Source organism: Chryseobacterium sp. FH1, assembly GCF_000735135.1.
Classification (GTDB): domain Bacteria; phylum Bacteroidota; class Bacteroidia; order Flavobacteriales; family Weeksellaceae; genus Epilithonimonas.
The window spans coordinates 1,164,956-1,189,199 of the sequence record NZ_JPLZ01000006.1; the positions used below are offsets into that span (position 1 = coordinate 1,164,956).

Below are 24,244 nucleotides of genomic sequence, written 5' to 3' on the forward strand. Positions count from 1 at the left end.
AGGAGTGAAGGGTATTCTATTACAGAAAGGGATATCTTATTCAGAATTATCCTTCACGTTATCTTTGATCTTTATGACACCTCTTTCACTCATTACCTGCGCTGCATCCAGCATTTTAATAAGGTAAATATGTGGAGTGATAAGGTCATAATCAAATTCTTCCCTGTAAGGTGAAAGTGACACGTGAACAATTTCATTCAAGAAAAACTCATATTCGTCCAACCTTTTGCATCTGAATGCTTTCTCGAACACAAGAAATGGATCTTGATATTCTTCTTTGTTTAAAGATGCCTGACTTATGATCTGCCATTCTTCGGGAACTTCTTTTACCTTCCATCTTTTAGCTTTGAATGTTAGCAGATAAGCTCCCCTTATAAACGATTTGACAGCAGTATGAAAATCGAAGACGTCTCCCGGACGTTCTTTATTACAGACCTCAGTTTTGTAAACATACAGCATAACTTCGTTAAGCGTATTTTTATAGCTGTCTACCGTACAGTAGTTAAAAAAAGCGTTGATTAGCTCAAAAGGATCTTCAATTTCGTATGTTGCCCAGAAATTGGTCTCCATCGATATTTTTATCTTTTTCATAATAATATGATTTAAAATAGAGGACTAAATTCTGGTCTTCAGTGTGAATAATCTATACTTTTTAGGAATAAAATATCCGACGGAAGGGATGTTTTACAGGATAATTTTTTAACTTTACAATTCAGACGAATTAACAGAAATGGCTTTATCTTTAAGCCTTTAAAATTTTGATAGCCGCTATGGAACAGAAAATACATCAAGGAAGAAATGTGAAACGCTTTAGAGAAATGCTTGGCATCAAGCAGGAGGCTTTAGCATTTGACTTAGGCGAGGAATGGAATCAAAAGAAAATTTCTCTGTTGGAGCAGAAGGATGTTATCGAAGATGACTTATTGAAAGCGATTTCTACTGCACTTAGAATTCCTGTAGAAGCAATCCAAAATTTTGATGAAGAGCAAGCTATCAACATTATTTCAAATACATTTAATGATGGTTCTTTTTTGAACACGGGACATACTCCAACGTTTAATGTAAATCCAATTGACAAATTGATTCAGCTTCACGAAGAAAAAATTGCGTTATATGAAAGAATGTTGAAAGAGAAAGACGAAATGATGGATAGGCTTGAGAAGCTTATTAACAAATAAATATTAGTAATTCGGGATAATTACTTTTTCATTTGAAAGGCTCAACTTAGGTTGAGCCTTTTGTTTTTAATTGAAAGCAAGTCTACCAGTGACTTTACAACTGCGATTTCTTAGGCAGACTAATAGGAATTCCTATTTTTATACCGAAACTCAAATTTCTGTCAATGAAATCATCTTTTTCTTCATAAATATTAGTATTCTTATTTAATCTTTTGGAATCAGTTAAATCTTCAAATCTTCCATATAATAAAATGGACAATAAACTTCTATCTTTAGTTGTATCATTTATATTAAAAACTAATCCTCCCTCGGTTCCAAATTGAATTTTATCATTCTCTCTTCCTTTTATGTTAGTTAGTTTATAAAAATTAGAATAATTTAAATTTGCAGTTATATATAAGCCTGGCACTAAATTTTTCATTGGCACAAGATAATATTCTCCAACCAGCTGTCCTAAAAATCCATTTTTTAAATCATTCAAATTATATGCAACGCCAGTCTTATTTTTTTCTGTATTAGAGTTGCCGTTGCTGAAAAATGGAGTCGTTGTAGTATAGTTAAAGCTTTCTAGGGTTGAAATATTATTTGATCGAGATAAGTTGATGCCAGCTTTTAAATAATGAGATATTCTGTTTGGAACAACTATTAGAAAATTTCCAGAGAAATTTATTCCGTAGTTAAATGGGTAATCTTTTTTAAAATATAGAGAATCTAATTCTTTGAATTTTGTATGATATAGATTTACCTTTTCTGTTCTTAAATATGGACTGATACTAAACCAAATGTAATTTTTTTGAGTCCATACACTGCTAGCTATTTCAATTTCCTTATTTATTCCTTCATCTTCACATTTATCATATTTTTTTCTGTAAATTTTAGTAATAGAATCAACTTTATCATTATATGTATCGAGATCAATATCGCCATTTTTCATACTATCAGCTATTTTAACACTCTGTAAAATAATCTTTGTGTCATTATCGACGTTCAACCTTTCATCAGTAATTTTTAGATCATTTTTAATAATTCTTATTAATGCTAATTTTTGAGTTTTAGTCAGTTCTGGTAATGTATATGTGCAGGTTTTAGTTTTAATGCATTGAAAATAATAATCATATAATAACTTGGAAGCAATATAATCATCTACAGATTCTAATTCTATTTTCATTTTGGCCTTTCTAATATTGGCTTTAGCTACAGCTAGTTCAAATTTATGTGTTGATTCAGGAGGATATTTTGCAGAATTATGATTAGAAATTATGTATAGTGTAGGTTTAAATTCAAAAGCTGTGTTAAATGAATTGTATCCTTTTAGAATGCTAAAATTTTTATCAGTTATACCACCTTTAAATTCTAAACCTAATAAGAACGATTTATCTTCATTCAATGGAAAAATGCCTGTTATGCTAGCATCTGGTTTAGAAATATCGATTTTAATTCCATTAACAGGACTACTCTCTCCAAATATGGAATAGGTAATATCCTGAATAATTAATTTGTCAAAAGCTTTGTTGGAAACAAGTGAATCTGTTTTTTGTGCTTGCAGAATATTACAAAATATTACACATAACAAACATAATGTAGTTAATAAGTTTTTCATAGTTTTTAGTTTTAAGATAATTTAGGGTACAGAACTCTGATTTATAGATTGTTATCAGTAAATTTTTATTAAAAGTAAAAAAAATAAAAAATAAATCAATATTAATTTTCTGATTAGTTTATAATTATTTTTTCAAGCATCACTTTCAGTACCAATACTGCGTATGAAATTTCAAAAAAAATTTTGACTGATATTAAGTACTCATTTTTTGCTTCATCTTAGTAGTGGAATATTAAATGTTTCTTTGAAACTTACTGATTCAAATTATTTTTAAAAGAAAAAAAGGAAAAAAAGAAAGCCATTTCATAGTCGTTGCAGATTTTAATAAGCAAGTTTATAAAGAAAAATACGACCTGAAAGGTGGAGATTTTTCTTTATACCGATAGGCTTGAACTTGTGTTTATAATCTGAAACTATTCCTTTGTTTTCTTTTTATTATTTTTTCACTACCAATTACAATCTTCAAATCGGAAAGACCTGCCAAATATCTATTTCCATTTTAAATATTTTGATTTAAGATTGATAAACTCTTTCTATAAAAAATTCCATTTCCAATAAAAATTTTCGACTTCGGAGAAAATTTCAGCCCTCTGCAAGAGCAAGTTGTTTTGAGCATCTCGAATCGTTTCGAGATGCTCAAAACACAACTTGCTGTGTTCCCGCGAACACAGCATCACATTGGATTTCATTACATTGAAAATGCATAAAAAATGATCTTGATTAAGTATTTTTAAAATTATGCACATAGGTAGATATGTACATACGTAAATACCAAAAGAATTAAATTTCTAAGCTTTTACCGAAATTAATACTTCTTTCAAAATGGTTGCTAGTTTAGACTTTTAGTGACAATCAAAGCCAAATACTTCGTTACAGAGCCAATCGAAATGCATACCTCATTTTCAGAATTAATTTTCTGAAAAATGAAATTATGCTACACAAAGAAGCGGTCAGCAAGGAAATGTGGGGACTTCTACAAAAACTGATGAAAGATGAAATGCTAAAGGACTTCACTTTGGTGGGCGGTACCGCCTTAGCCTTGAAATTAGGACATAGGTTATCTATTGACATTGATCTGTTTACTACGAAAGACTTTAACCCACAAGATTCAATTAGCTATCTGCAAAAAGAATATAAGGCAACAGATGAGATAGTTTTTGAAAATACCGTTATGACCTATATTGAAGATATAAAAGTTGATCTTTTAGCTCACAAATATCCTGTTATAGCAATGGATAACATTTCAGAAAATGTTAGAATGATTTCAAATGATGATATTGGTGCTATGAAACTTCACGCAATATTTCAAAGTGGAGCAAGGTTAAAGGATTTCGTAGATATGTATTTTCTTCTTGAAGAAAATCCTTTAAAGTCATATCTCGATAGCTACCAACAAAAATATAACGGAAATTCAAATTTAGTAGCACGTTCATTAATCTACTTTGATGGTATTAGAAAACAATATGATGTTTCAATGATTCAAGGGAAAGAGAATAATTGGAAGACAATGCAGGAAAGACTCAAAAAAGCTGTTTCCAATCCCAATCTTAAATTTGGAAGTTCACTTTCAAAAAAAGCTATTCCCATTAATAAAGGGAAAGGATTTAGAAGGTAATTTTGTTGCGAAAAAGAGATAAAAATCTTATATTTATAGTATGAGAATAGAAGATAAAATATTACCTGATATTCATCCTAAATTCTTTTGGGACACCGATTTTAACTTATTAGATTGGGAGACAGCCTATGTTCCTATCATTACTCGAATCATCGAAAGAGGAGGTCAAAATGAGATTGATGAAATTATAAAATACTATGGTCGTGAAAAGGTTGAAAATACAATTCGACACGAAATCCATTTCTTGGCGAATTATGCAATTAGGCGTGCTATAGAATTTTTTCCGGAACTAAAAAAAGAGGAGATGCACTGCTATCTAAACCGAAAGGATAAACCTTACCATTGGATTTAATTTTAGAAAACTTTATTTGGAAATCACCCCCAAACCAATAATATTAATGAGAAAATAATTTCTCATCATAAAAATTGAAAGGTGCTAATTTTCGTGAGGCATTGCGTGGTGAAAATTAGCTTCTTTTTTCTTTTGGTAACAAATGTAAGGTGTCCGCTTTTTAGCGGACTTCTTGCATTTAAAATCAATTTTTTAAATTATTTCTGCTTTAGCAGTATCGAATAATATACGAGTTCCCGAGTAGCTAGTTGGCTAAATTCTTTATATAGATCGCGATGACATTTTCTATACTTTTTTCCACTGTCACAAAAACAATTTTCTGTCCTTTTCGGTTCCTTTCCTTTTGCAATAAATAGCAACCATTGCGAAATCTTTTCAGAATCATTAGTTCTAAACCTATTCAAAAAAAATTCTTGGATTCCTTTATCTCCGTGCGATCTTTCATTCAAGAAATAACCATTCAATTCTCTATATAACTGATTGTGAAAATAAGGTGCGACGTGTTTAATAATAAACGCCTCTAAAGTGATGCCTTTTTTACAAATCAAGGATTCTTCTGGTGGCGTTACAATACAACAATGTCCATCGGGGAATACATGCCAGTCTATATTAACGGGAATACGTTGAGCTGTTTCATAAACCAGAGGTAATTTATTAGGATAACCATCCTTAACCTCTATTTTAATGCTATAGGAATCAATTAAATTTTCTTCCTCGTCAGGAAGATGAAGTCTGCCTTCAATATAGGGATTGCAAGCTTCATCTTCTACTAAGGAAAAGTCAAAAAAATTGAGTTTAAGCTGTTTAGCTTCTTCTATAAATAATCGTCTGGAATTCATTTTGCCCAAGGAAAAGATGTTGATGCACCAACCGCAGCCGCAGCTGCCTTAGAAGACGAACTCTGATTTTCATCCTTACCTTCAGGAAATCTTTCTCCCAAATGTTTTCTCCAAAGTTTACTTGCTTTTAACTCATTTTCTTCTTTTAAGGCTTTTTCAGAATCATCGATAAAATCGTTAAGAGCTTTTATAAAATTGTTTTTTCTGGTGTCATCATAACTTTCAAATAAGTTATCATAAGGCACTGCCGGAACAATACATTCAAACCGTACGTTTAAAGTATTTTTAATTTCCTTAAGAATATCTTTTAGGGTTATATCATCTCTTTGATTCAGCACAATTTTGTTCTTTGCGTTAACTGCTAAAATAGTCATCGCTAAACCACTAGGCATTTTATTTCTAAGATTATCACACCAAGCCTTCAGATATTTAACTGTTGAAATCAAAATGCCATTTTTATCTTTGTTTGAATTGAACCAATCGATAACTGCTTTTGGATCACTTCCTTCAAACCCATTATCTTTCACTGCTATCTGATAATCCTCTCCTGCAACTTTATAATACACAGGGTGGTCAACTTCATAGTCTGAAGTAAATATTGTTCTAATGCATTTCTTCCTATGTTCGCTTGGTGTAGCCGTATATCCATTTACAGCCTGATGAACCCACTTTTGTAAAGTTGTTGCAGAAACATCCGGTTGTCTGAAAAAGTAAACTCCGTCATCTAAATCACAGATGTCGTCTTTTGTTCTGATACCCGTCTTCATTTTATAAGAACCCTGAATATAGAATTTCGGTTCGTACTCCGAATGATTGTCTTTAAACCATTTTCTGATCCGATCTCTTAACTTAGTTTTGGAATTGGTCATTTTGGTGCTTTTATCAGCATCAATGGAAATAGATCGATTGAATTTCTTAAATAAATTGTTACAATTAGCCATAGTGTGTTATTTTAAAAAGTTTATTATTTTATGCAAATTTTTCTTTGAAAGTTCATCTCCAATTGACTCAAGTTTAATCAAATGTTTTTTTGAAGATTCATTTAAATCAATCGTATCGGTACCCATATCATATTGAACTCTCAGATATTTAAATCCTTTATCTTTAAGTGTTCTTTGAAAAAACTCGATATACTGTTCTGTTATTTGAGCTTGACTGTCCAAAATAATATCCAATAGTCTGGGCTTTGGAATCAACCAATACCACAGATCTTTAGGTTTCCAGTTTGATTTAATGATATGTCTTCCTTTTCCTGTTCCCAATGACAATAATTTGATTTGGGAAAATTCATAGCCCATTTTATCAGTTGCTTCTAAAACTCCTATCAGTGCAGGATTGTTTGCGAAGACACCACCATCTATCATATTAATGTTATGTCCTTCTCCGAATTTATTTTTGTAGGAAAATGTATTAGGAGGAAAATATACTGGAGCAGAAGCACTCGAAAGAGCAACCTCGTGTGCAGGTAATTTAAAATCTCTAACAAATTCAGAATTATGTTTAGTTTTTAGAACATTTATTTCTCCCATTCCTCCATTAAAAGTGGGAATACAAACATTGGTTTTAAGATCATCTAACAAAGGCTCAACTCCTCCGTTAGCGTCAGTATATACTTCTCGTATTTTTTCACGAAGAGATTTATTACTATACATTGACCCAGCGAATATTCTAACTTTGCTAGGTAAGATTTTCAAAAACCATTTGGGAAAAATAATTTTAGCATTCTCTTTATAAAACTCTAATAATTTTGATGCAGGAATTCCTAATGCAATTCCTATAGACAGAATTGCTCCAGTAGATGTTCCGCAGATTAGGTCAAAATGTTCGTAAAGTTTTTTTTCTGGATCTATTTCTTTCAATTTTTCTTCCAATTCAGCAAGCACCTTAGCAGGAATTATTCCTCTGATGCCTCCTCCATCAATCGATAGTATTTTAATTTGCTTATTCTCTTCCATAATTGTGATCTTAAAATGAATCTCCACACATAGCCCACCAGTTATCTCTATTCCAAGTTGTAGAAAAATATCTTTCCAATTTGATATTTAATTTTCTACATATTTCTAGAGCATCCTCATTAGCATTATGAGGACTTTTAGTAGCATGATATAAGGTTGTATTAGGAAAATAAATCCATTCACAGTTTTTAATTCCTTTTATTCTATCCTTGTATCCGAGTTTCTTCATTTCATTTTTAAACTCTGTATGTTTCTCTGAGATGTCATAAGTAATAATTGATTCCATAGTTTACTTTTTCGATTAATTCTTGTTTTGTGTCAATTTTAATTATAGATTTGTTGCGTTAGTAAAACAAAATCAAATCTGTTGCAACAAAGATATATATTCTTTGTTGCACAAATGAAACATAACAATTTTTACTATGGAATCTACACTCGATACTGAATTATTAGCAGGTATGCTTAAAACTAAGCGAGGAACGCAGGGTTTAAGAGCTATTGCTGAAGAGATTGGAAGTGTCAGTTTCGCTACACTTTCGAGAATTGAACAAGGGAGAATACCAGATGTTGATACGTTTATTAGAATTTGTAAATGGTTAGAGGTTTCAACAGAAACATTTATACTTTCATCATCCACCAAAGCGGTTTCTTCAAAAGACAGGATTGTCGCCCATTTAAGAGCTGAAAAAGAGCTTAGCAAGGAGCATGTTAATATGATTCTTAATATGATTGACTTAGCTTATAATTCTAAATAATCCTTTTGGCACCAGTAAAATTAAGATACGGATTTAAAGCCGAAGCGGAAAGAATATCTACTAAACTTAGAGAAGAAGTGGGTGTTCACCCTTGTGCAAAATTGTGTGCCTTTGCATTAGCGAAACATTTGAATCTTACAGTCTATAAAGCTACTGAATTCCTTACTGATGAGACAAGTTTGTCATTGTTGGAAGGTACGAATGGGTATAAAAATGAGTGGAGTGCATTGACAATGCTTAACAAAGATGATAAAAGAATAATTATTTATAATCCTTTTAATTCTGAGGTGAGGCAACAAAGCGATCTGATGCATGAAATTGCTCATGTTATATGCAAACATGAATTATCAAATGAAACTTTAACATTCAAAGTTCCTTTTGGAATGAGAGAGTATAATCCAATACAGGAAGAAGAGGCAAAATGTTTAGGGTCCTCACTTCAACTCTCGAAACCTTCTCTGTATTGGGCTAGAAAAAGAAATTTAACACACGAACAAATATCACAGGTGTTTAACGCAAGTGTAGAAATGGTTCGATATAGAATGGCGATGACAGGGATTTACAAAAAAAAATAACTGTTTGTGTCTAAATAAAATGATGTAATATTTTTTATGTAATGCTAATACAATTTATAGGCTTATTTTAAGAAGTTAATTAAAATAATTACCTATTATGACATATTATTAGTTACAAAAGTGTAATTAATCAAATGGTCTAAATTATCTTGTACAGTCCCATCTTGTATTGTTCTTAGATATTTATTTGTCCCAGTAGCGACAACGATAATGTCTGTTCCCCACTTCCAAACTTTAGATGTGTAATTCCAAAGTAGTGTTTGTGCTGAATTTTGTGAATTATCCAGTAATTTAATAGCTTCTGCCTTGGAATACTTTTTAGCCGGATTGTCAACTGTGTTTTTTTCTTTATTTGCAGTATGAATTGCATAATCGGTAATTGTTCCATTTGCATCCTTCCAAACGCCAGATATCGCATAGTGTGCCATAATATTAATTTTAAATATTTAGTGTAAATCAATACCGTAATAGAATCCATTAACTTATACGAAGAATAAACTTAAGTTTTTAACCACGTTTAATACGACAAAAATATAATCATTTATTACAGATTTTTGATGTTACAAATATAATTATGAGAATTATTAATTATCTCAGTATTTTCACTTAATCTAAATAAAACTTTATAATTTTATCTACTAATTAAGTAATAGATTTTTTAGATATAATTTCATATATGATTGTAGTTCTCATTTCATTTACCTAAGATTAGGCGAAAAATTAGATATAACCTCTACACTTATTATATTTGTCTAGTAATTACAATTTTAGGATTTACCTTTTCAATTAGCTTTCTAATAAAACCATATTCCTGATCACTCATCTGCTTTCCTATGATCAAACTTTCGATATTTACTTCAATAAAATTTCCTGTTTCACAAAACGCTCGAACTTCTTCTTCATAACTCCAAAAATTTAATTTCTTAGAAAGAATATTTTTTGTGGTCATCTCATCATATCTTTCAATAACTGCTAAGTCAGATAAATACTCTATTTCTTTTACAGGATATTTTACATCATCTATTCTAACCCCAAAAGCTACTCCTCTATGTCCGTTTGCGTAATGAGACCAAAGTAAAAAATTATCAGGACTTTTAGATAACGCACAAAGTTTCAGTTGCTGTTTTTGAGAATAAATTAAATCTAGAATGGTTCTATCTAAAACACCTTCGCTATAAAGATAATGTCCTTCCATAGGATCATTTAATGTGTCATATTTTGCTGCGTAAAGTCTGTTATTAAGAATTATATCAACAAAATTTTTAAAATTATCAGTTGTTCTGTATTTGTAAATAATCTCTGTCATTTAGTAGTGTTTTTGAATGGGAAATTCTGCACGATTTTAGTATTTCTGCGTTAATAAGCTGTCTAATAACAGCTAGGAAGCTAATTTAAATGCTGAATATCAAATTAAGTTAATTGATCAGAATTCCGCATTTCTAGTTTATTTCTTTGCGGAATTCTTTAATATTTGAATTATTCCAATTAAATTCATTAATTTCATGAGATGGTTAAATCACTATTTATTCCGCATCCGGCCATTTGCATCTTGAACCGCTCGTTTACCTGGAGCTATTCCAACCATCCTTCCATCACTACCTTGAACACCTCGATAACCGGATTTTATTTCAACCATTCTCCCGTCGCTACCCTGAAGTCCTCTTGATCCTGATTTTATTTCGACCATTCTTCCGTCGCTACCCTGAAGTCCCCTCGATCCAGAATTGATTTCAACCATTCTTCCATCACTACCTTGAAGTCCTCTTGATCCTGCTTTAATTGCAATCATTCTTCCGTCGCTACCCTGTAGTCCTCTTCCTCCAGGTGGAATTGGAACCATTCTACCATCTGACCCCTGAAGTCCACGATATCCATCAGGTATAATTATAGACATTCCATCACTTCCTGTAAGTGTTCTTTTCATATTGATAAGTTTTTTTGAAATTATGTTAATAAATCAAAGATAATTATTCCATTCTATTAAAAATTACGGGATACCGTAAATCAATAAAAAAATATATCTACACAAAATGATTACAACTAAAATTTGAAAAAACTTCCAAATCTGTAATTATTCGGTTCAAGTTATGTACATCTTTGTCTTGTTTCTCTTTCAACTGCATTTTTTAAGGACCAAAATAGTATTTACCAAATCAAATTTGATATTTAAATAAAATGCTCGAATATTTTAATTAAAGAATCCATAGATGCTCCCTTATCATTTAACATAATAAAAATCCTTAAAATTTATTATAAAGTTTGTTAAAATATTGCTATTTTCGCAATCGATAAAAACAACCAATGAAAAAACTCATTATATGCTTGGGGATCCTTGTTGTGGGAAATTCACATGCCCAAAAAGTAAGCTGGCAGAAGAATATCGAGTCCGGCACTCAGGATTTTCTTTCGGGTCTTGCTATTACTCTAGATGGTCAATATCTTGTATCTGGCTCTACCATCCAGTCCAATAAAAATCCATTTGGCGACAATCAGAACAAAGGTTACGACTACCACATCCTCAAACTCGACCAGCAGGGTCAAAAGATCTGGGAGAAGTACTTCTCCGGAAACCAGCACGACTATATAAGTTCCACCACTGCGACGCAAGAAGGTGGATTTATTTTAGCCGGGACTTCCTATTCATCCTTGGCTTTGGATAAAAAAGAAAAATCCAACGGATCATCCGACATGTGGATAATCAAGGTGGATGAGAATGGCGAGGAGGAATGGCAGAAGACGATCGGTACCAGATATTCCGAGGAGGCAAAATCGGTCACCCAGACAATGGACAAGGGATTTGTGGTGGCAGGAAGCACCAACAATCCCAAACTTGGATTCGGCTCAAAGGACGTCATGGTAGTGAAGCTTGACAAGACGGGAAAGATTGTCAGCCAGTTGATTCTTGGAGGGAAAGGTCTGGATGAAGTTGAGAAGGTCATCGCCACAAACGATGGTGGTGCCCTGTTGGGGATCTATTCCAGAAGTGGCATTTATGATGGAGAGGCAAGGCAAAAGATAAATTCTAGGGATCTTCAATCTCTGAACTCAGGTTTAAATTTAAATCCTACAAATAGCCCTTCCGCTTCAAGCCAGCAATCTGCTACGTCGACAAACAACAATTCCTCAAACCAGACCAGACAGTCCACAACGGAATCGTATGACATAAATTTCTACGGGAAAGCATTCAGAAACGAAGGAGAGGGAGATTACTGGATTGTGAAACTGGACAAGGACGGAAATGTACAATGGGAGAAGAACTTCGGAGGCCTCGAGGATGACCATATCCGTACAATGGCATTGACCGATTCCGGTTATATCATAGGAGGTGATAGCAGATCGCAGACATCAGGAAACAAAACGGCAAAATTGGAAGAAGGCACAGACCTTTGGGTTCTTTCAATGGATCTGGACGGAAACGAGGAATGGCAGAGATCGTACAACTTCAAGAAGAGGGATGTACTGATGTCATTGAATACTATTACAAATATAAATTCCCAGACCAAAGGATATTTGATCGGTGGATACACCCAGAGCGAGGGAAATGTTCAGAAGAATGACGAGACCTTCTGGATGCTCTATATCGACATGAATGGCAGGGAGGTATGGAGAAAATATGTCGAGGGCAAGGAGAAGAAGAACGAGGAGAGACTGGTCTCAGCAATATTGAATAGGGACGGCTCATACATTCTGGCTGGGACGAGTGCCGAGGTACTTGGGAAGGAGAACTGGAAGGTGGTGAAACTGTTGGACAGAGATGTGGAGGAACTGATGGAGAGCAAACATATCCAGATCTATCCGAATCCAGTTAAGGAATATTGCTATGTTGAGATCGGATTGGACTTCGACCAGGCAGACATCTATGTTTATGATATGGCCGGCAGGATTTTGCAACAAGTCCAAACAAGAAATAAAGTTACGAAGATCAATACCTCGAAACTTCCCCAGGGAGTTTACATCATCAAAGCGAATTTCCCGACACAGAAAGACAAAAAACTAACTATTAAAATCGTGAAAGATTAACATTATGAGAAAGATGCTATGCTATTTTTTAATTTTTAATTTATGGAGTTTAGTGTTATTTGGACAAACAGGATCAATTGTAGATAATACCAGCAAGATGTATCCGGCAGCCCCTACTTCAAATAACTTAATGAAGTTTGAGGAGGTTCCTGTAAGTTACTATACTGGAATTCCCGATATTTCTATCCCCCTCATATCAATTCCTACAAATAATAGTAATGTTTCAGTTAGTGTGTCATTAAAATATCATCCCTTAAGCGCAAAACCAGAAGATAAAGCATCTGAAGTTGGTTTAGGTTGGAGTCTTATTGCAGGAGGAACAATTACCAGGGCAATTAAAGGAGGCATGACAGATGAGCTAACCGCTGTGATACCATTTTCTGACAAACCTAAATCTATACTTGGAGTTTACCACTCCGATGTGAACAAGTGCATAACAGGGAATTGTCAAAATTATACTGGGCAACAGGAAAAAGAATTTTTATACTATGGCCTTAGTGGTAAATGGGATACAGAATATGATCTTTATCAATATAGCTTTATGGGATTTAATGGGAGATTCTATGTGATTAAAGATTCTTCAGGCAAATTACAAGTTAAAAAATTGGATAAGAATAATCTGAGTATTGAATGCAATGTTGATGAAAATAGTAATCTAACACTTGGTACAAAGCCATTGGCGTTTAAAATTATTGATGATAAGGGGATGAAGTATATTTTTAATGTTCTGGAAAATACGTATAATACAACAACCACTGTTAATGGTGATAATCTAAGTTTTTCCTTTGATGCAGGAGGTGTTACAGCATTTCATTTGAATAAAGTATTAGACCCGAAAAATAATATCTTAATTAATTATTTGTATTCCGAGGCAAGACGTCAAGATTTGCCACAGCAAGTACAAAGAACAACAAAATTTCCTTTAAATCAGCAATTGCACTATGGTCCACTTAATAGTACTATAATGCAATACAGTCTTAAATCAAATACCAAATCAACAACTACACATACAGATGTTAGACATTTGCTGGAGATAGAAATTGTAGGAAAAGGTAATATAATATTTGACTATGCAAAAGGTAGATACGATACAAACTACGGCTCAGCGCAGACTCAACTATATAAACTTAATTCTGTCAGCAGTGGAATTAAAAATGGGAGCAACTTTATTTTAAATGAAAAATATAGTCTAGGATATGATTATACGCAGACCAATTATAAAGAAAGGCAGACATCTTTATTGAACTATAGTGGCAAAATGATTCTTAAAACTGTGGTTAGAAAAGATCGCGTCAATGCCGATGTAATGTCTTACGAACTTGCTTATAATCAAAACTCTGAAACTTTAGAAATTGATCCTTGGGGATATTACAAAGGGTTAACGGGTAGCGGGATACTGACTGATGTTTTAGATTATATGATAATTCCAACTGGAGGTAAAATCAAATATAACTTTGAAGAAAATGTTTATAGTTATAAGCCAAGTATCGGTGTTGAGGGAATAAATCTAATTGAGGATCAATATGAATTTATTGATCATGAATCACAAATAGAATTTGAGGAGTATAACAATAAGTTATTGTTTTTCGAAACAGACCGACACCAAACAGTTAACCTTGAATCTTTTGTACAAAATACTCCCTCATTTCCTTGGAGATTAAATGTTTATAAGCAACGTTCTGATGGGGCGTTTAATACTTTGCCTGATTTTTCTATCGAGTCTAAAAATTCAGGGTCTGGACCTTGTCAAATCTGCCCTCCCGATAATAATCCCAATGAAAATCCGGGTAACAATGAACCTGTATCAGATGTAGATTACTATGCAAAAGAACTTCCAGAAGGAAAATATTTTGCAAGTTTTGTCCCAAAAAATACAAATAGTACAAATTTTCCAGCTATTAATTATTTTAAAGCGTACACCTCTTCAAGGATTCCCAAGAATGAACATTTTGCAAAAGGTGGAGGTGTTCGTATAAGTAGCATCAATTATTATAAAGATACAAACTCTAATGCTGCAATGGAAAAAGCTTTAAGTTATGACTACAGAGATATTAACGATGCATCCTTGAGCAGTGGAGCGTTGGCTTATCCTATTCCCATTTATGAATACAAAGAGGAGTATACAAGTACAGGGACAGGGGCAGATTCTCATTTTTTTTCGGGAACTTATAATAATTCCACAAATTATAATATTTTGCCAGTTCAGAAAACTCAAGGAGGCGATGTCGGTTACCAGTACATAACCGTTAAAGAACAGAAAAATAATGAAGACTTGGGGAAAACTATTTATAAGTTTTCTTCCCCAATAGATGAGCCTGGTGAAACTTTTTTTTCTTGCAATACTGAAAACCTTAAGTTACCAATTATACCATTGCCCAATTTTGATTATAAGAGAGGCCTGCAATTGGAAGAAATCGTACTCGGCAAAACAGGAGATTCGATCACTCATAAAAAAAACACCTATCAATTTACCCATATTTCTGAAAATGTTGGATACAGGTTTGAAGATGCCACATACAACAATGTAGACTCAGACAGGAGTAAATACATCAGCCAACAGGCATTCGATCCTAACCGATCATATAATGCGGCATTGGGAGTATTCTATTATGTCACAGAACATTTAGGTACATCGAAACTATCAAGCAGTGTGGAAAAATCATTTTTTTATGAAAACGGAAAAAAGACCATGACTACAAAAAAGAATTACGTTTATAATAATAATGATCTTCCTGTGTATACTAAAACAGAATTTCCCGACCATAATATTATGGAGGAAGCAAAATCATATTCAACAGAAGTTACTGACCAAAATTTAACAGGAGCCAATATGATAGGTATTCCACTTGTTACAGAAACCAAAAATAACGGTAAGGTAATTTCCAAGACCGAAACCGTATATGAAAACCTCTTGCCTAAATATGTCAACAGCTATTCCTTAGGCTCTGCAACTTCCAAGGAGGAGATTCGATTTGATTTTTATGATGAAAGAGGAAATCTAAGGCAATATACCACAAAGGATGGTAATTCTGTAACTGTGATCTGGGGTTACAACCAATCACAGCCAATTGCAAAAATCGATGGGGCGAAATATTCGGATGTACAATCACATTTAGGCAACATCGTCGCTCTTTCAGATGCTGATTTCTACGCAGGAACCAATAATGATGAGTCTGCACTGACAATTGCTCTTGATGATTTCAGGAACAAATCAATTTTATCCGCCTATCAGATTACGACTTACACACATGACCCGTTAGTCGGTGTGAGAACAATTACCCCTCCTTCCGGTATCACCGCAACCTATATCTATGATGATGCCAACAGGTTGGATAAGATTGTAGACAGCAATGGAAACATTTTGAAAGAATATAAATACAGTTACAGACAATAAAATTAAAATTATGAAAAAGATAACAATATCAATTTTTGTTTTAGCGTTTTTTTCGCTAAAAGCACAGAATATCAACTTCACAAATTTATATGGGCATGGAGCTTCCGAACCAGAAAATTATCATCTTTCTAATGTCAATACAGGATTTGGAGGGGATTGGGGATTGGACGTGAAATGGTGGGGAGGGGTTAAGTTGAGATCAGCCCTAGGGCTTCTATATATAACAAGAGACGGTAATGTAGGTATCGGAAAAGAGCCAAATTTGGCAAAATTAGATGTAGATGGTAACATTACAAGCACTGGGAACATCACAGGCAGTGATCTGATAAGCGGAGGATCCAACAATTGGATTTTTCATACCCCCGACGATGGTAGAAAAACGTTGCACATTGCTCCAATTAGTTCCAATGGATATGATTTTACAAAGGAGACCACATTTAGTGATGGAAATGTAGCAGTTAGGGGAAAGCTTGAGGCCAAGGAAGTCAAAGTAACACAGTCTCCAACGGCCGATTTTGTATTTGAGGAAGATTATCCTCTTTCATCCTTAGAGTCTGTAGAACAGTATGTCAAAGAAAAAAAGCATCTCCCAGAAATTGCCTCCGCCAAAGAAATGGAAAAAGAAGGGGTCAATATTGGCGAATTCCAGATCCAGCTGTTGCAGAAGATCGAAGAGCTGACTCTATATTCCATTGAGCAGAATAAACAGATCAAAATTCAAGCAGAAAAAATTAAAACTTTGGAATTGGAAAACCAGCAGGTAAAAACCTTGATGGAAAGGATTGAAAAGCTTGAGGATAGCTCAAGAAACTAAAATAAAACTAATCAACCATAAAAGTAATCTTATGTACAAAAAGATACTTGCCGTTATGGGAATTTTCTGGAGTATTTCAGGTTTTTCCCAGCAACCAACGGTTTTAAGTCAATATACTCCTCCACAGGTGGTTAAGGATTATGAGATTTACCTGCTTCCTGGTTTTCATGCTAACTCAAAAGATGGGAATTACAATAATGGTGAAAGCTTTGTCGCAGTTTTAGGCAACAAACAAGAGAGTCAACCACCTTCGCCCGCTTTCACACCAAAATCTGGTGAGAACTATGTGTATTCCAGAGAATACCTGGTGCCTGTTACAAGCACAAACGAGTATGTGCCACAGATACAGAGCATCCAATATCTGGACGGTTTGGGAAGACTTGTTCAAAGTATCTCTATCAAATCTACACCTCGCGGTAAGGATGTGGTAACGCCATTCGAATATGACCCGTTTGGAAGACAGGTGAAAGAATGGCTTCCACTGCCACAGAGCGGTTCTTCCCAGCACGGACATCTTTATGATGCCGTTGACACCAGCCACTCCGCTCAGCTTTATGGCAACAGTCTTCTCTACTCAGAAAAGAAGCTGGAAGACTCGCCTCTCGACAGGTTGGAGAAACAGGCACATCCAGGTTCGGAATGGGGCATCAGCACCAGCCATACCCAACGATTCGGTTATTTTACAAATAATGGAAGCGATGTTCTAAAATTCAGAACAGAAACGATCTGGAGCAAGGGAATAACAAAAGACTCCCTTTATCTGGCAGCTGGCAACTATTATCCGGAAGCCCAGCTTTACAAAAATCGAACAATCGACGAGGACGGAAATGTAAGCTATGAATTTAAAAATGGACAAGGGCAGATTTTACTAATTAGGAAAATGCTTGATAATGATCCGGCGGACACATATTACGTCTACAATGATTATAATCAATTGGCGTATGTTGTACCTCCTTTAGCATCCGCCCGAATACGTACCAGCCCTGCAACAGATCTTAGAAACTCTACAAGTGAGTTGCTTAAGCATCTATGCTACCAGTACAGGTATGACAGAGATAATCATTTGGCAGAGAAGAAACTTCCTGGTAAAGGCTGGGAATATATGGTCTATGACAAAGCCGACAGGTTGGTTTTGACCCAGGATGCAAACTTGAAGGAATCTAATAAATGGCTGATCACCAAATATGACAAATTTGGGCGAGCAATATATACCGGCTTTCTGCCGAGAAACCAGAGACGGGAAAGTTTGCAGACAGAGGCTGGCAATTTTGTCATTACTGAATCCGTAAATGGAATAGGCTTTGCAAAAAACGGAATGCAAATTTACTACACCAATGATCTGTTTGTAGATATAGAGACCGTACTTTCGGTCAATTACTATGATACCTATCCATCATATACTGGTTTGCCTGCAATACCGCAAGCTGATACATTTGGGCAGAAATACCTGACACATACCCCTACATCCCTTGATGGCAATGCAACTGTGAAGGTCAGCACCAAGGGGCTTCCCACGGCTAGTCTTGTAAAGACACTGGAGGCAAATACCTGGACAAAAGCCTATATGCTGTACGATCAGAAGGGGAGAGAGATCTCTTCCTATAGCTCCAACCATCTGGGTGGCTATACCAAAACAGAGTCTGAGCTCAACTTCTCAGGTGTGGCACTTCGCAGGAACACCTACCATAAGAGAGGCGCAACAGCAAGCCCTGCAGAGGTTACTATAAAAGAACGTTTCGTATATGACTTCCAGAACCGTTTGCAGGATCACTATCATCAGGTTGACAGCAATGCGGAGGTTCTCCTCACACAAAATAGCTACGATGAGCTTGGCAGGCTGGCAAACAAGAGGGTGGGAAATGATCTTCAGAGCATCGATTACGATTATAACATCCGTGGATGGATGACGGGGATCAACCTTGTTAAAACAGATACCCTGAAACCATTGGACATCACAAAGGCGTTTGCCTACAAGATAAAGTACAATAATCCCGACAACCCTTCATTGGGAACGGCAAAGTATAATGGTAACATTGCGGAGATCGACTGGACATACGGTTCCAATAACAAAAGACGTTATGGTTATCAGTATGATGGATTAAACAGATTGCTGAAAGCCAACTATCAGGAGTTCAACATTACCACTACCTCTACTCCTCATTTTTTTGACGAGGAAATAGGCTATGATCTCAATGGGAATATCAGAAGTCTTAGCAGGTACGGGCGAAGTCTGGCAATAGGCGGACCCTCTTCCGCGGTATTGATAGACAAGCTGAAATATTATTACGAGAATAATGAGCTGAGCAACACGCTGACAAAGATTACCGACAACGAGGGGCAACCTGCCAACCCTTCGGGTTATCCCGGAGGCGGAGGAAACATTACTTATGACGACAACGGAAACATGGAGAAAATGCCGGACAAGGGCATAACACAGGACATTCTCTATAACCACCTGAATCTCCCTAAAAAAATTGTCCAGCTGGACAAGCCAATTTCCTATGGCTACAGGTCAGATGGTGTGAAGTTAAGCAAGCTCTTTGTCGTAAACAACGAGCATATAGCGACGGACTATCTGGACGGGTTCGTCTACACAAGCAAATATTCTGTTGCAATAGACCTGGCACTGAGAACTGATGATACTGCCACAAGAAAGATGGCGGTTGCGGGACAAGAAGAGGCGTTTATGCTTGAGGAGAAACCGACAGAGACAAATTTGGCTGTCGGATTAAGCACAGCAGGTCTTGAGTTCTTCCCTACATCGGAAGGTTTTTACGATTACAAAAATTCTAAGTACATTTACCAGTACAAGGATCATCTTGGCAATGTAAGGCTGAGCTACAGCAGAAATGCGGGTACTGGAGCGATTAAACTTGAGGAAAGCAACGACTATTATCCGTTCGGGATGAACTTTGTCAATTCTGGGATTGAACTGGTGGATTCACAGTATAGTCCTAGTGCGACTTATAAAAATTACAAGTACAACGGCAAGGAGTTGCAGGAGACTGGGATGTACGACTATGGCTGGAGAAGCTATATGCCGGATATAGGACGTTGGATACAAGTTGATCCCCTGTTTAATGATCTTGATACAAACATAGACTTCGACAAGGGGAATGATGACGATGATGATATAGATATGTCTATCGCCTTTGCTAAAAAAATGGAAGTTGGAGGCGGAGTATTTAACACAGATAATCTTAATCCATATTCGTATGGGTATGATAATCCTGCCAGCTTTAATGATCCTGATGGAAGATGTCCAGTATGTGTTATAGTTTTATTGGCAGTGTTGGTTTCGGAGCCGATGAAAAATGGGACTCGAAACCCGACTGCAGATAGAGCTGCATTTGCGCAAGCTGAGGGATTTAAACGTGACCATATTTCAATGGTCACCGGTGGCGTAGGAGGAAGAGCGAAAAGTGGAGCAAGTGTCGTTTTGAATGTTGCAAAGGGGCAAGCAAAGAAACAAGTGCAAAAAGAAGTTCAAAAATCTTTTCAAACGTATACAAAACCACCTTTAAACCCTAAAACAAACAAAACTTATTCCGGTAAAACAAGTGGAACAAATACTCCTGAGAAAAATGTAGCTAAACGAGATAAAAATCATCATATGAATAAAACTCATGGACCAGCAAAACTGGATAAAAGTACACTAAATCAAAATGCTCAAAAAGGTAGAGAACAACAGCTGATTAAACAAAATGGTGGATCACAATCACAAGGAGGAACTTCAGGAAATGCACGAAATGCTGTCAGTCCGAACAATCCCAATGCACAGACGTACGATAAAGCTGCTAACAAGGAGTTTGGAAAAATGGGAAGTTCTTCCTCAGGTAACTCTAATTAACATAATTTGATATGAAAAGACAAAAAATAACAGAAGGTTCAATATTAGAAATAAATATTGAAGGTAAGTATTATGTTTATGCTCAGATTTTAGTGAATGGTCTTGGGTATGCCTTTTTCGATTTTAAATCGAAAGAAAAATTAACAGATTTTAATTTACTTTTAAATTGTAAGGTGCTATTTATTTTAATGGTTTATGACGATATTATTACTAAAAGTGCTTGGTTGAAGGTTGGTAAGATACCCATTCGAGAAGACCTATTAATTCAACCGATGAAATTTATACAAGACGTATTGAATCCAAATGATTTTGAACTTTATAATCCTAATACTGGTGAAATTACTCCAGTGACAAAAAAAGAGATTAGCGGTTTAGAACGAGCTTCTGTTTGGGATAAAAATCACGTAGAAGATAGAATAAGAGATTTTTATAACAAAAAACCGTGTGCTTGGTTAGAAGAAGATAGAGAATTATTTGGTAGGGATTTACCTTAAAAAATGAGTTGTTATGAAAATTAATACTTTAAATGATTTTAAAATTATAATAAAAGGGCAACTTGGAGTTAATCTTCCAGTTATATTAATTATATTATTATTTTGTTATATGCTACTTTTTAAATTCAATTTAGATTATAGGTTAAGTGTAGTAATGGGTTTTATAATAGGATGGTTTTTATGGGGGATTTTAATTAGAAAATGGATTGTATGGTGCTTAAACCATAATGTAAAACCAGATAGAATATTGAAGCTAGGCAAAAGGTCATTATTGCTTTGGGGAAGAAATCAAATAGATGAGATTTTGAAAAAGCGACAAAAAGATTAAAGAACTGATAAATAACAAATAGATTTGTAAAAATGAGAATTTTATTAAGATATTCTCTAAATTGTTGTTATCATTCAGTCTTGGTCAGGTATTACAAACCAGATCAAACAAACTGAAATTATATCATTCTGATGAAGTCGATGAAATGAGAACTTATGTCGGTAATGAATATTGTTTAAGACTCAAACACCGATTCAAATTTTCACAGATAGATTAGTTCATTATAAATTTGATTGATAATATCATATTTAGAATAAAGAAATGCTGAACGAATTATATAAAAAGAAGAATCTAAGTCTGAGAAGTCACGTGAAAAGATTGAATAGAAAAATCATTTGTTTGAGCAAATTATGTTAAATTCTATCTTAAAAATTTATTATTGGTCTATGAACACTCCCTAACAATTTAGTAAATATTCCAAGTTAGTAAGTGAATGATTATTAGGTTAGCTACTATTATATATGGTAATTTTAAAAAACAATTTTTCTGAGTCCTAAAAAGACGCTACCCCTTCGGTTTTATGCGTTTCATTTTCCAACACGAAACTCGATTTTGTCCAGTCTTAATGGCGGTGTTCTGGTGGTCTAAACGGTTTCGTTTCCTATATAAAAACGAAATTGAAACGAATATGGAAGTTAAATTATCAAAATTAATTTAGGAGTTTTTGTCAGAACTATTCTGATTATATTTATTTAATTTGATTCTGAGATCTCAATTCTTCGCACAATAATATCATGTTTGTAACTGATAAAAAGAATAAAATTCGTTAGTTTATTTCTAATAACTTTTGCAAATCTTCTACAAAATGTTTCGAAATTTGTTCATCTACGACTACATTGTAAAATTACAACCAGTTGAAATTCAGCTGGTTGTTTTTTTTGTGGCTATGTTTTAATGTAGTTGGTCACTTTTTTTAAGTAGGCTGTTTTTAATTCATTATCTCTAAAACGTAGCTAAATCTAATTAAATTTAGCGTATTCACATAAATCAATGGCAAAGCAAGAAATTTTTAAATTACAGCTAAAGTCGATTAATAAAGGTTATTGCAAATGATTTTTAAAGTATTGCAATCACTCTATTCAATGCCCCTAGAGATCTAATTAGTTAATCAATATTTATCAGATTCAAAATCATAAGTAAGCTCTTTAAGAAAATATTTCCTATATACATTGAGTAAATCTGATTCAAATTCGGATAATGCGTAAATGAGCTTTCTTCGTATTTCCAGATTTACGGTAGTTTCTGAGCTTCTACAATTTTTTTTATAACATTCGGGTCCAAACCTATCATAGCTTTGAAATAGTGATGGGCTCCGATCTGATGGGTATTGTAAATTTCCGAATTTTTGCATCGCTAAAACAATGAAGTCTGGGCGCGGAGAAGCAGACCTTTGTGAGTGGCAGTTTTTATCTGGGCAAGCATACTGTGCTTTAGAATGGGAGAATCTACATGAGAGAGTGGTTTTTTTTTGGTCTATTTAGAGCATACTTTTATCTACTAAAACAAGTTGTGTTATATCTCAAAGATACTCAAAATTGAAAGTAATTCACAACATAAATTACTGCTGTTTACCAAACCTCACAACCACCGGAAAATGATCACTCCACCCACCTATATATCGTGACCCAGAATATGTCCGTAACGGAAAATGGCTGTTCTTACTACTTTTATTTCTAAGTCGCATATTGGTGTAGATTTCCGGGACGATCGTTTGGATATTGAAAGTAGCTTTGAGCGAATCCTCAGTAAATAAAATCTGGTCAAAACAAACACCAGTTTTTCCGTGATAAGTCGTGAATTGTTGCTTCTCGTACAAAGCCTCAAACGGATTGGTCAGTATTGGTTGCTGATTTCGATCAAAGCAAAGTCGCTGTATGGCTTCAGCATCTGGATTGTCATTGAAATCACCCATCAAAACAATCGCTTCTTTCTTCTCAACTAGGTCTTGAACAGTTTCATGCAACTTTTCCAAGATATAATCCCGTTTTTCTTTTTTGATATCCCGATTCCTCTTAGATGGCAGGTGCAGTACAAAAACGTGGAATTTATTTTCCTCAAACAGGAATTCAGCGTGAAGAATATCTCTGGTGTCAAATTCCAAACTATCATCCAACTGAAACTTCAGTATTTGCGACTTAGCCAAGGTATATTTGCACTTATCAAAAAGAATGGCAACGCTCAAACCTCTGGAATCTTGAGATTGTTGGTAGATGATTTCGTAATTGTGAATTGGCGAATTGTCATTGGTCAAATCCTCCAACACAGATTCAGCGCCAATTTCGGCCAAACCAATAATGGAAGGCAATTGTCCAAAATCCTCTTCAATATATCTAAAGACATTGCTGATTTTCCGAATCTTCTGGCTGTACTTGTATTCATCCCAATTGTATAAACCAAAACTGCTAACGTTGGCCTGATTGGGCGGATAGAAGTTCTCGACATTGTAAAACATCATCAATTCTGAATCCATAGACC

Annotated in this window: 21 protein-coding genes; 11 read left to right on the forward strand and 10 right to left on the reverse strand. The window is 34.6% G+C overall.

Annotation, left to right across the window (positions count from 1 at the left end; translation table 11 throughout):
- Positions 1–36: 36 nt before the first annotated feature.
- Positions 37–591, reverse strand: coding sequence for a hypothetical protein (locus tag IO90_RS12170; RefSeq protein WP_034966858.1), 555 nt, complete (start codon positions 589–591; stop codon positions 37–39).
- 179 nt (positions 592–770) lie between these two features.
- Here IO90_RS12170 and IO90_RS12175 point away from each other — a divergent pair, with 179 nt between their 5' ends.
- Positions 771–1,178, forward strand: a complete 408-nt coding sequence (locus IO90_RS12175) for a helix-turn-helix domain-containing protein (RefSeq protein WP_034966862.1) — start codon at positions 771–773, stop codon at positions 1,176–1,178.
- Between the two features lie 94 nt (positions 1,179–1,272).
- Here IO90_RS12175 and IO90_RS12180 read toward each other — a convergent pair whose 3' ends face one another.
- Positions 1,273–2,778, reverse strand: coding sequence for a hypothetical protein (locus tag IO90_RS12180; RefSeq protein WP_034966865.1), 1,506 nt, complete (start codon positions 2,776–2,778; stop codon positions 1,273–1,275).
- Positions 2,779–3,709: 931 nt separating this feature from the next.
- Between IO90_RS12180 and IO90_RS12185 the strand changes: the two genes are divergently transcribed.
- Positions 3,710–4,393, forward strand: a complete 684-nt coding sequence (locus IO90_RS12185) for a nucleotidyl transferase AbiEii/AbiGii toxin family protein (protein ID WP_034966867.1) — start codon at positions 3,710–3,712, stop codon at positions 4,391–4,393.
- A 40-nt stretch (positions 4,394–4,433) separates the two neighbouring features.
- The gene (locus tag IO90_RS12190; protein WP_034966870.1) at positions 4,434–4,745 is read left to right on the forward strand and encodes a DUF6922 domain-containing protein; all 312 of its coding nucleotides are present in this window, start codon (positions 4,434–4,436) and stop codon (positions 4,743–4,745) included.
- A 197-nt stretch (positions 4,746–4,942) separates the two neighbouring features.
- Here the strand turns inward: IO90_RS12190 and IO90_RS12195 are convergent, their stop codons facing one another.
- Genes IO90_RS12195 through IO90_RS12210 form a run of 4 tightly spaced genes read right to left on the reverse strand, consistent with a single transcriptional unit; the run spans position 4,943 to position 7,825 of the window.
- A complete protein-coding gene (locus IO90_RS12195; protein WP_034966874.1) occupies positions 4,943–5,584 on the reverse strand; it encodes an SEC-C metal-binding domain-containing protein in 642 nt (213 codons plus the stop codon).
- The gene (locus IO90_RS12200; protein ID WP_051878611.1) at positions 5,581–6,525 is read right to left on the reverse strand and encodes a cyclic GMP-AMP synthase DncV-like nucleotidyltransferase; all 945 of its coding nucleotides are present in this window, start codon (positions 6,523–6,525) and stop codon (positions 5,581–5,583) included. Before IO90_RS12200 ends, IO90_RS12195 begins: the two co-directional genes overlap by 4 nt.
- A gap of 6 nt (positions 6,526–6,531) precedes the next feature.
- On the reverse strand, positions 6,532–7,539 hold the full coding sequence (locus IO90_RS12205; protein WP_034966877.1) for a CBASS cGAMP-activated phospholipase: 1,008 nt from the start codon (positions 7,537–7,539) through the stop codon (positions 6,532–6,534).
- A 10-nt stretch (positions 7,540–7,549) separates the two neighbouring features.
- Positions 7,550–7,825, reverse strand: a complete 276-nt coding sequence (locus IO90_RS12210; protein ID WP_034966879.1) for a hypothetical protein — start codon at positions 7,823–7,825, stop codon at positions 7,550–7,552.
- A 136-nt stretch (positions 7,826–7,961) separates the two neighbouring features.
- Here IO90_RS12210 and IO90_RS18445 point away from each other — a divergent pair, with 136 nt between their 5' ends.
- Positions 7,962–8,294, forward strand: coding sequence for a helix-turn-helix domain-containing protein (locus IO90_RS18445; protein ID WP_051878614.1), 333 nt, complete (start codon positions 7,962–7,964; stop codon positions 8,292–8,294).
- A gap of 5 nt (positions 8,295–8,299) precedes the next feature.
- Entirely contained in the window at positions 8,300–8,869 is a 570-nt protein-coding gene (locus IO90_RS12220; RefSeq protein WP_034966882.1) for an ImmA/IrrE family metallo-endopeptidase, read from the forward strand.
- A gap of 95 nt (positions 8,870–8,964) precedes the next feature.
- On the opposite strand, the gene IO90_RS12225 is transcribed toward IO90_RS12220, so the two are convergent.
- The 3 genes from IO90_RS12225 to IO90_RS12235 all read right to left on the reverse strand — a co-directional run bounded on the left by IO90_RS12225 (position 8,965) and on the right by IO90_RS12235 (position 10,793).
- Positions 8,965–9,297 carry a DUF3892 domain-containing protein gene (locus IO90_RS12225; protein ID WP_034966885.1) on the reverse strand — a complete coding sequence of 111 codons (333 nt, stop codon included), beginning with the start codon at positions 9,295–9,297 and terminating at the stop codon, positions 8,965–8,967.
- 314 nt (positions 9,298–9,611) lie between these two features.
- Entirely contained in the window at positions 9,612–10,175 is a 564-nt protein-coding gene (locus IO90_RS12230; protein ID WP_034966888.1) for a DUF2971 domain-containing protein, read from the reverse strand.
- A 213-nt stretch (positions 10,176–10,388) separates the two neighbouring features.
- On the reverse strand, positions 10,389–10,793 hold the full coding sequence (locus IO90_RS12235; RefSeq protein ID WP_034966892.1) for a hypothetical protein: 405 nt from the start codon (positions 10,791–10,793) through the stop codon (positions 10,389–10,391).
- 377 nt (positions 10,794–11,170) lie between these two features.
- Between IO90_RS12235 and IO90_RS12240 the strand changes: the two genes are divergently transcribed.
- Genes IO90_RS12240 through IO90_RS12265 form a run of 6 tightly spaced genes read left to right on the forward strand, consistent with a single transcriptional unit; the run spans position 11,171 to position 21,769 of the window.
- Positions 11,171–12,889 carry a T9SS type A sorting domain-containing protein gene (locus IO90_RS12240; protein ID WP_051878617.1) on the forward strand — a complete coding sequence of 573 codons (1,719 nt, stop codon included), beginning with the start codon at positions 11,171–11,173 and terminating at the stop codon, positions 12,887–12,889.
- Between the two features lie 4 nt (positions 12,890–12,893).
- Positions 12,894–16,283, forward strand: coding sequence for a hypothetical protein (locus tag IO90_RS12245; RefSeq protein ID WP_131450876.1), 3,390 nt, complete (start codon positions 12,894–12,896; stop codon positions 16,281–16,283).
- Between the two features lie 10 nt (positions 16,284–16,293).
- Positions 16,294–17,097 (forward strand): hypothetical protein, encoded by an 804-nt coding sequence (locus tag IO90_RS19055; protein ID WP_051878620.1) that lies wholly within the window; start codon positions 16,294–16,296, stop codon positions 17,095–17,097.
- A gap of 31 nt (positions 17,098–17,128) precedes the next feature.
- A complete protein-coding gene (locus tag IO90_RS12255; RefSeq protein ID WP_081871816.1) occupies positions 17,129–20,947 on the forward strand; it encodes a DUF6443 domain-containing protein in 3,819 nt (1,272 codons plus the stop codon).
- Positions 20,948–20,958: 11 nt separating this feature from the next.
- Entirely contained in the window at positions 20,959–21,441 is a 483-nt protein-coding gene (locus IO90_RS12260) for an Imm26 family immunity protein (protein WP_034966899.1), read from the forward strand.
- Positions 21,442–21,454: 13 nt separating this feature from the next.
- The gene (locus IO90_RS12265) at positions 21,455–21,769 is read left to right on the forward strand and encodes a hypothetical protein (RefSeq protein ID WP_034966903.1); all 315 of its coding nucleotides are present in this window, start codon (positions 21,455–21,457) and stop codon (positions 21,767–21,769) included.
- 1,558 nt (positions 21,770–23,327) lie between these two features.
- Here the strand turns inward: IO90_RS12265 and IO90_RS12270 are convergent.
- Entirely contained in the window at positions 23,328–24,239 is a 912-nt protein-coding gene (locus tag IO90_RS12270; protein ID WP_131450877.1) for an endonuclease/exonuclease/phosphatase family protein, read from the reverse strand.
- Positions 24,240–24,244: the final 5 nt, after the last annotated feature.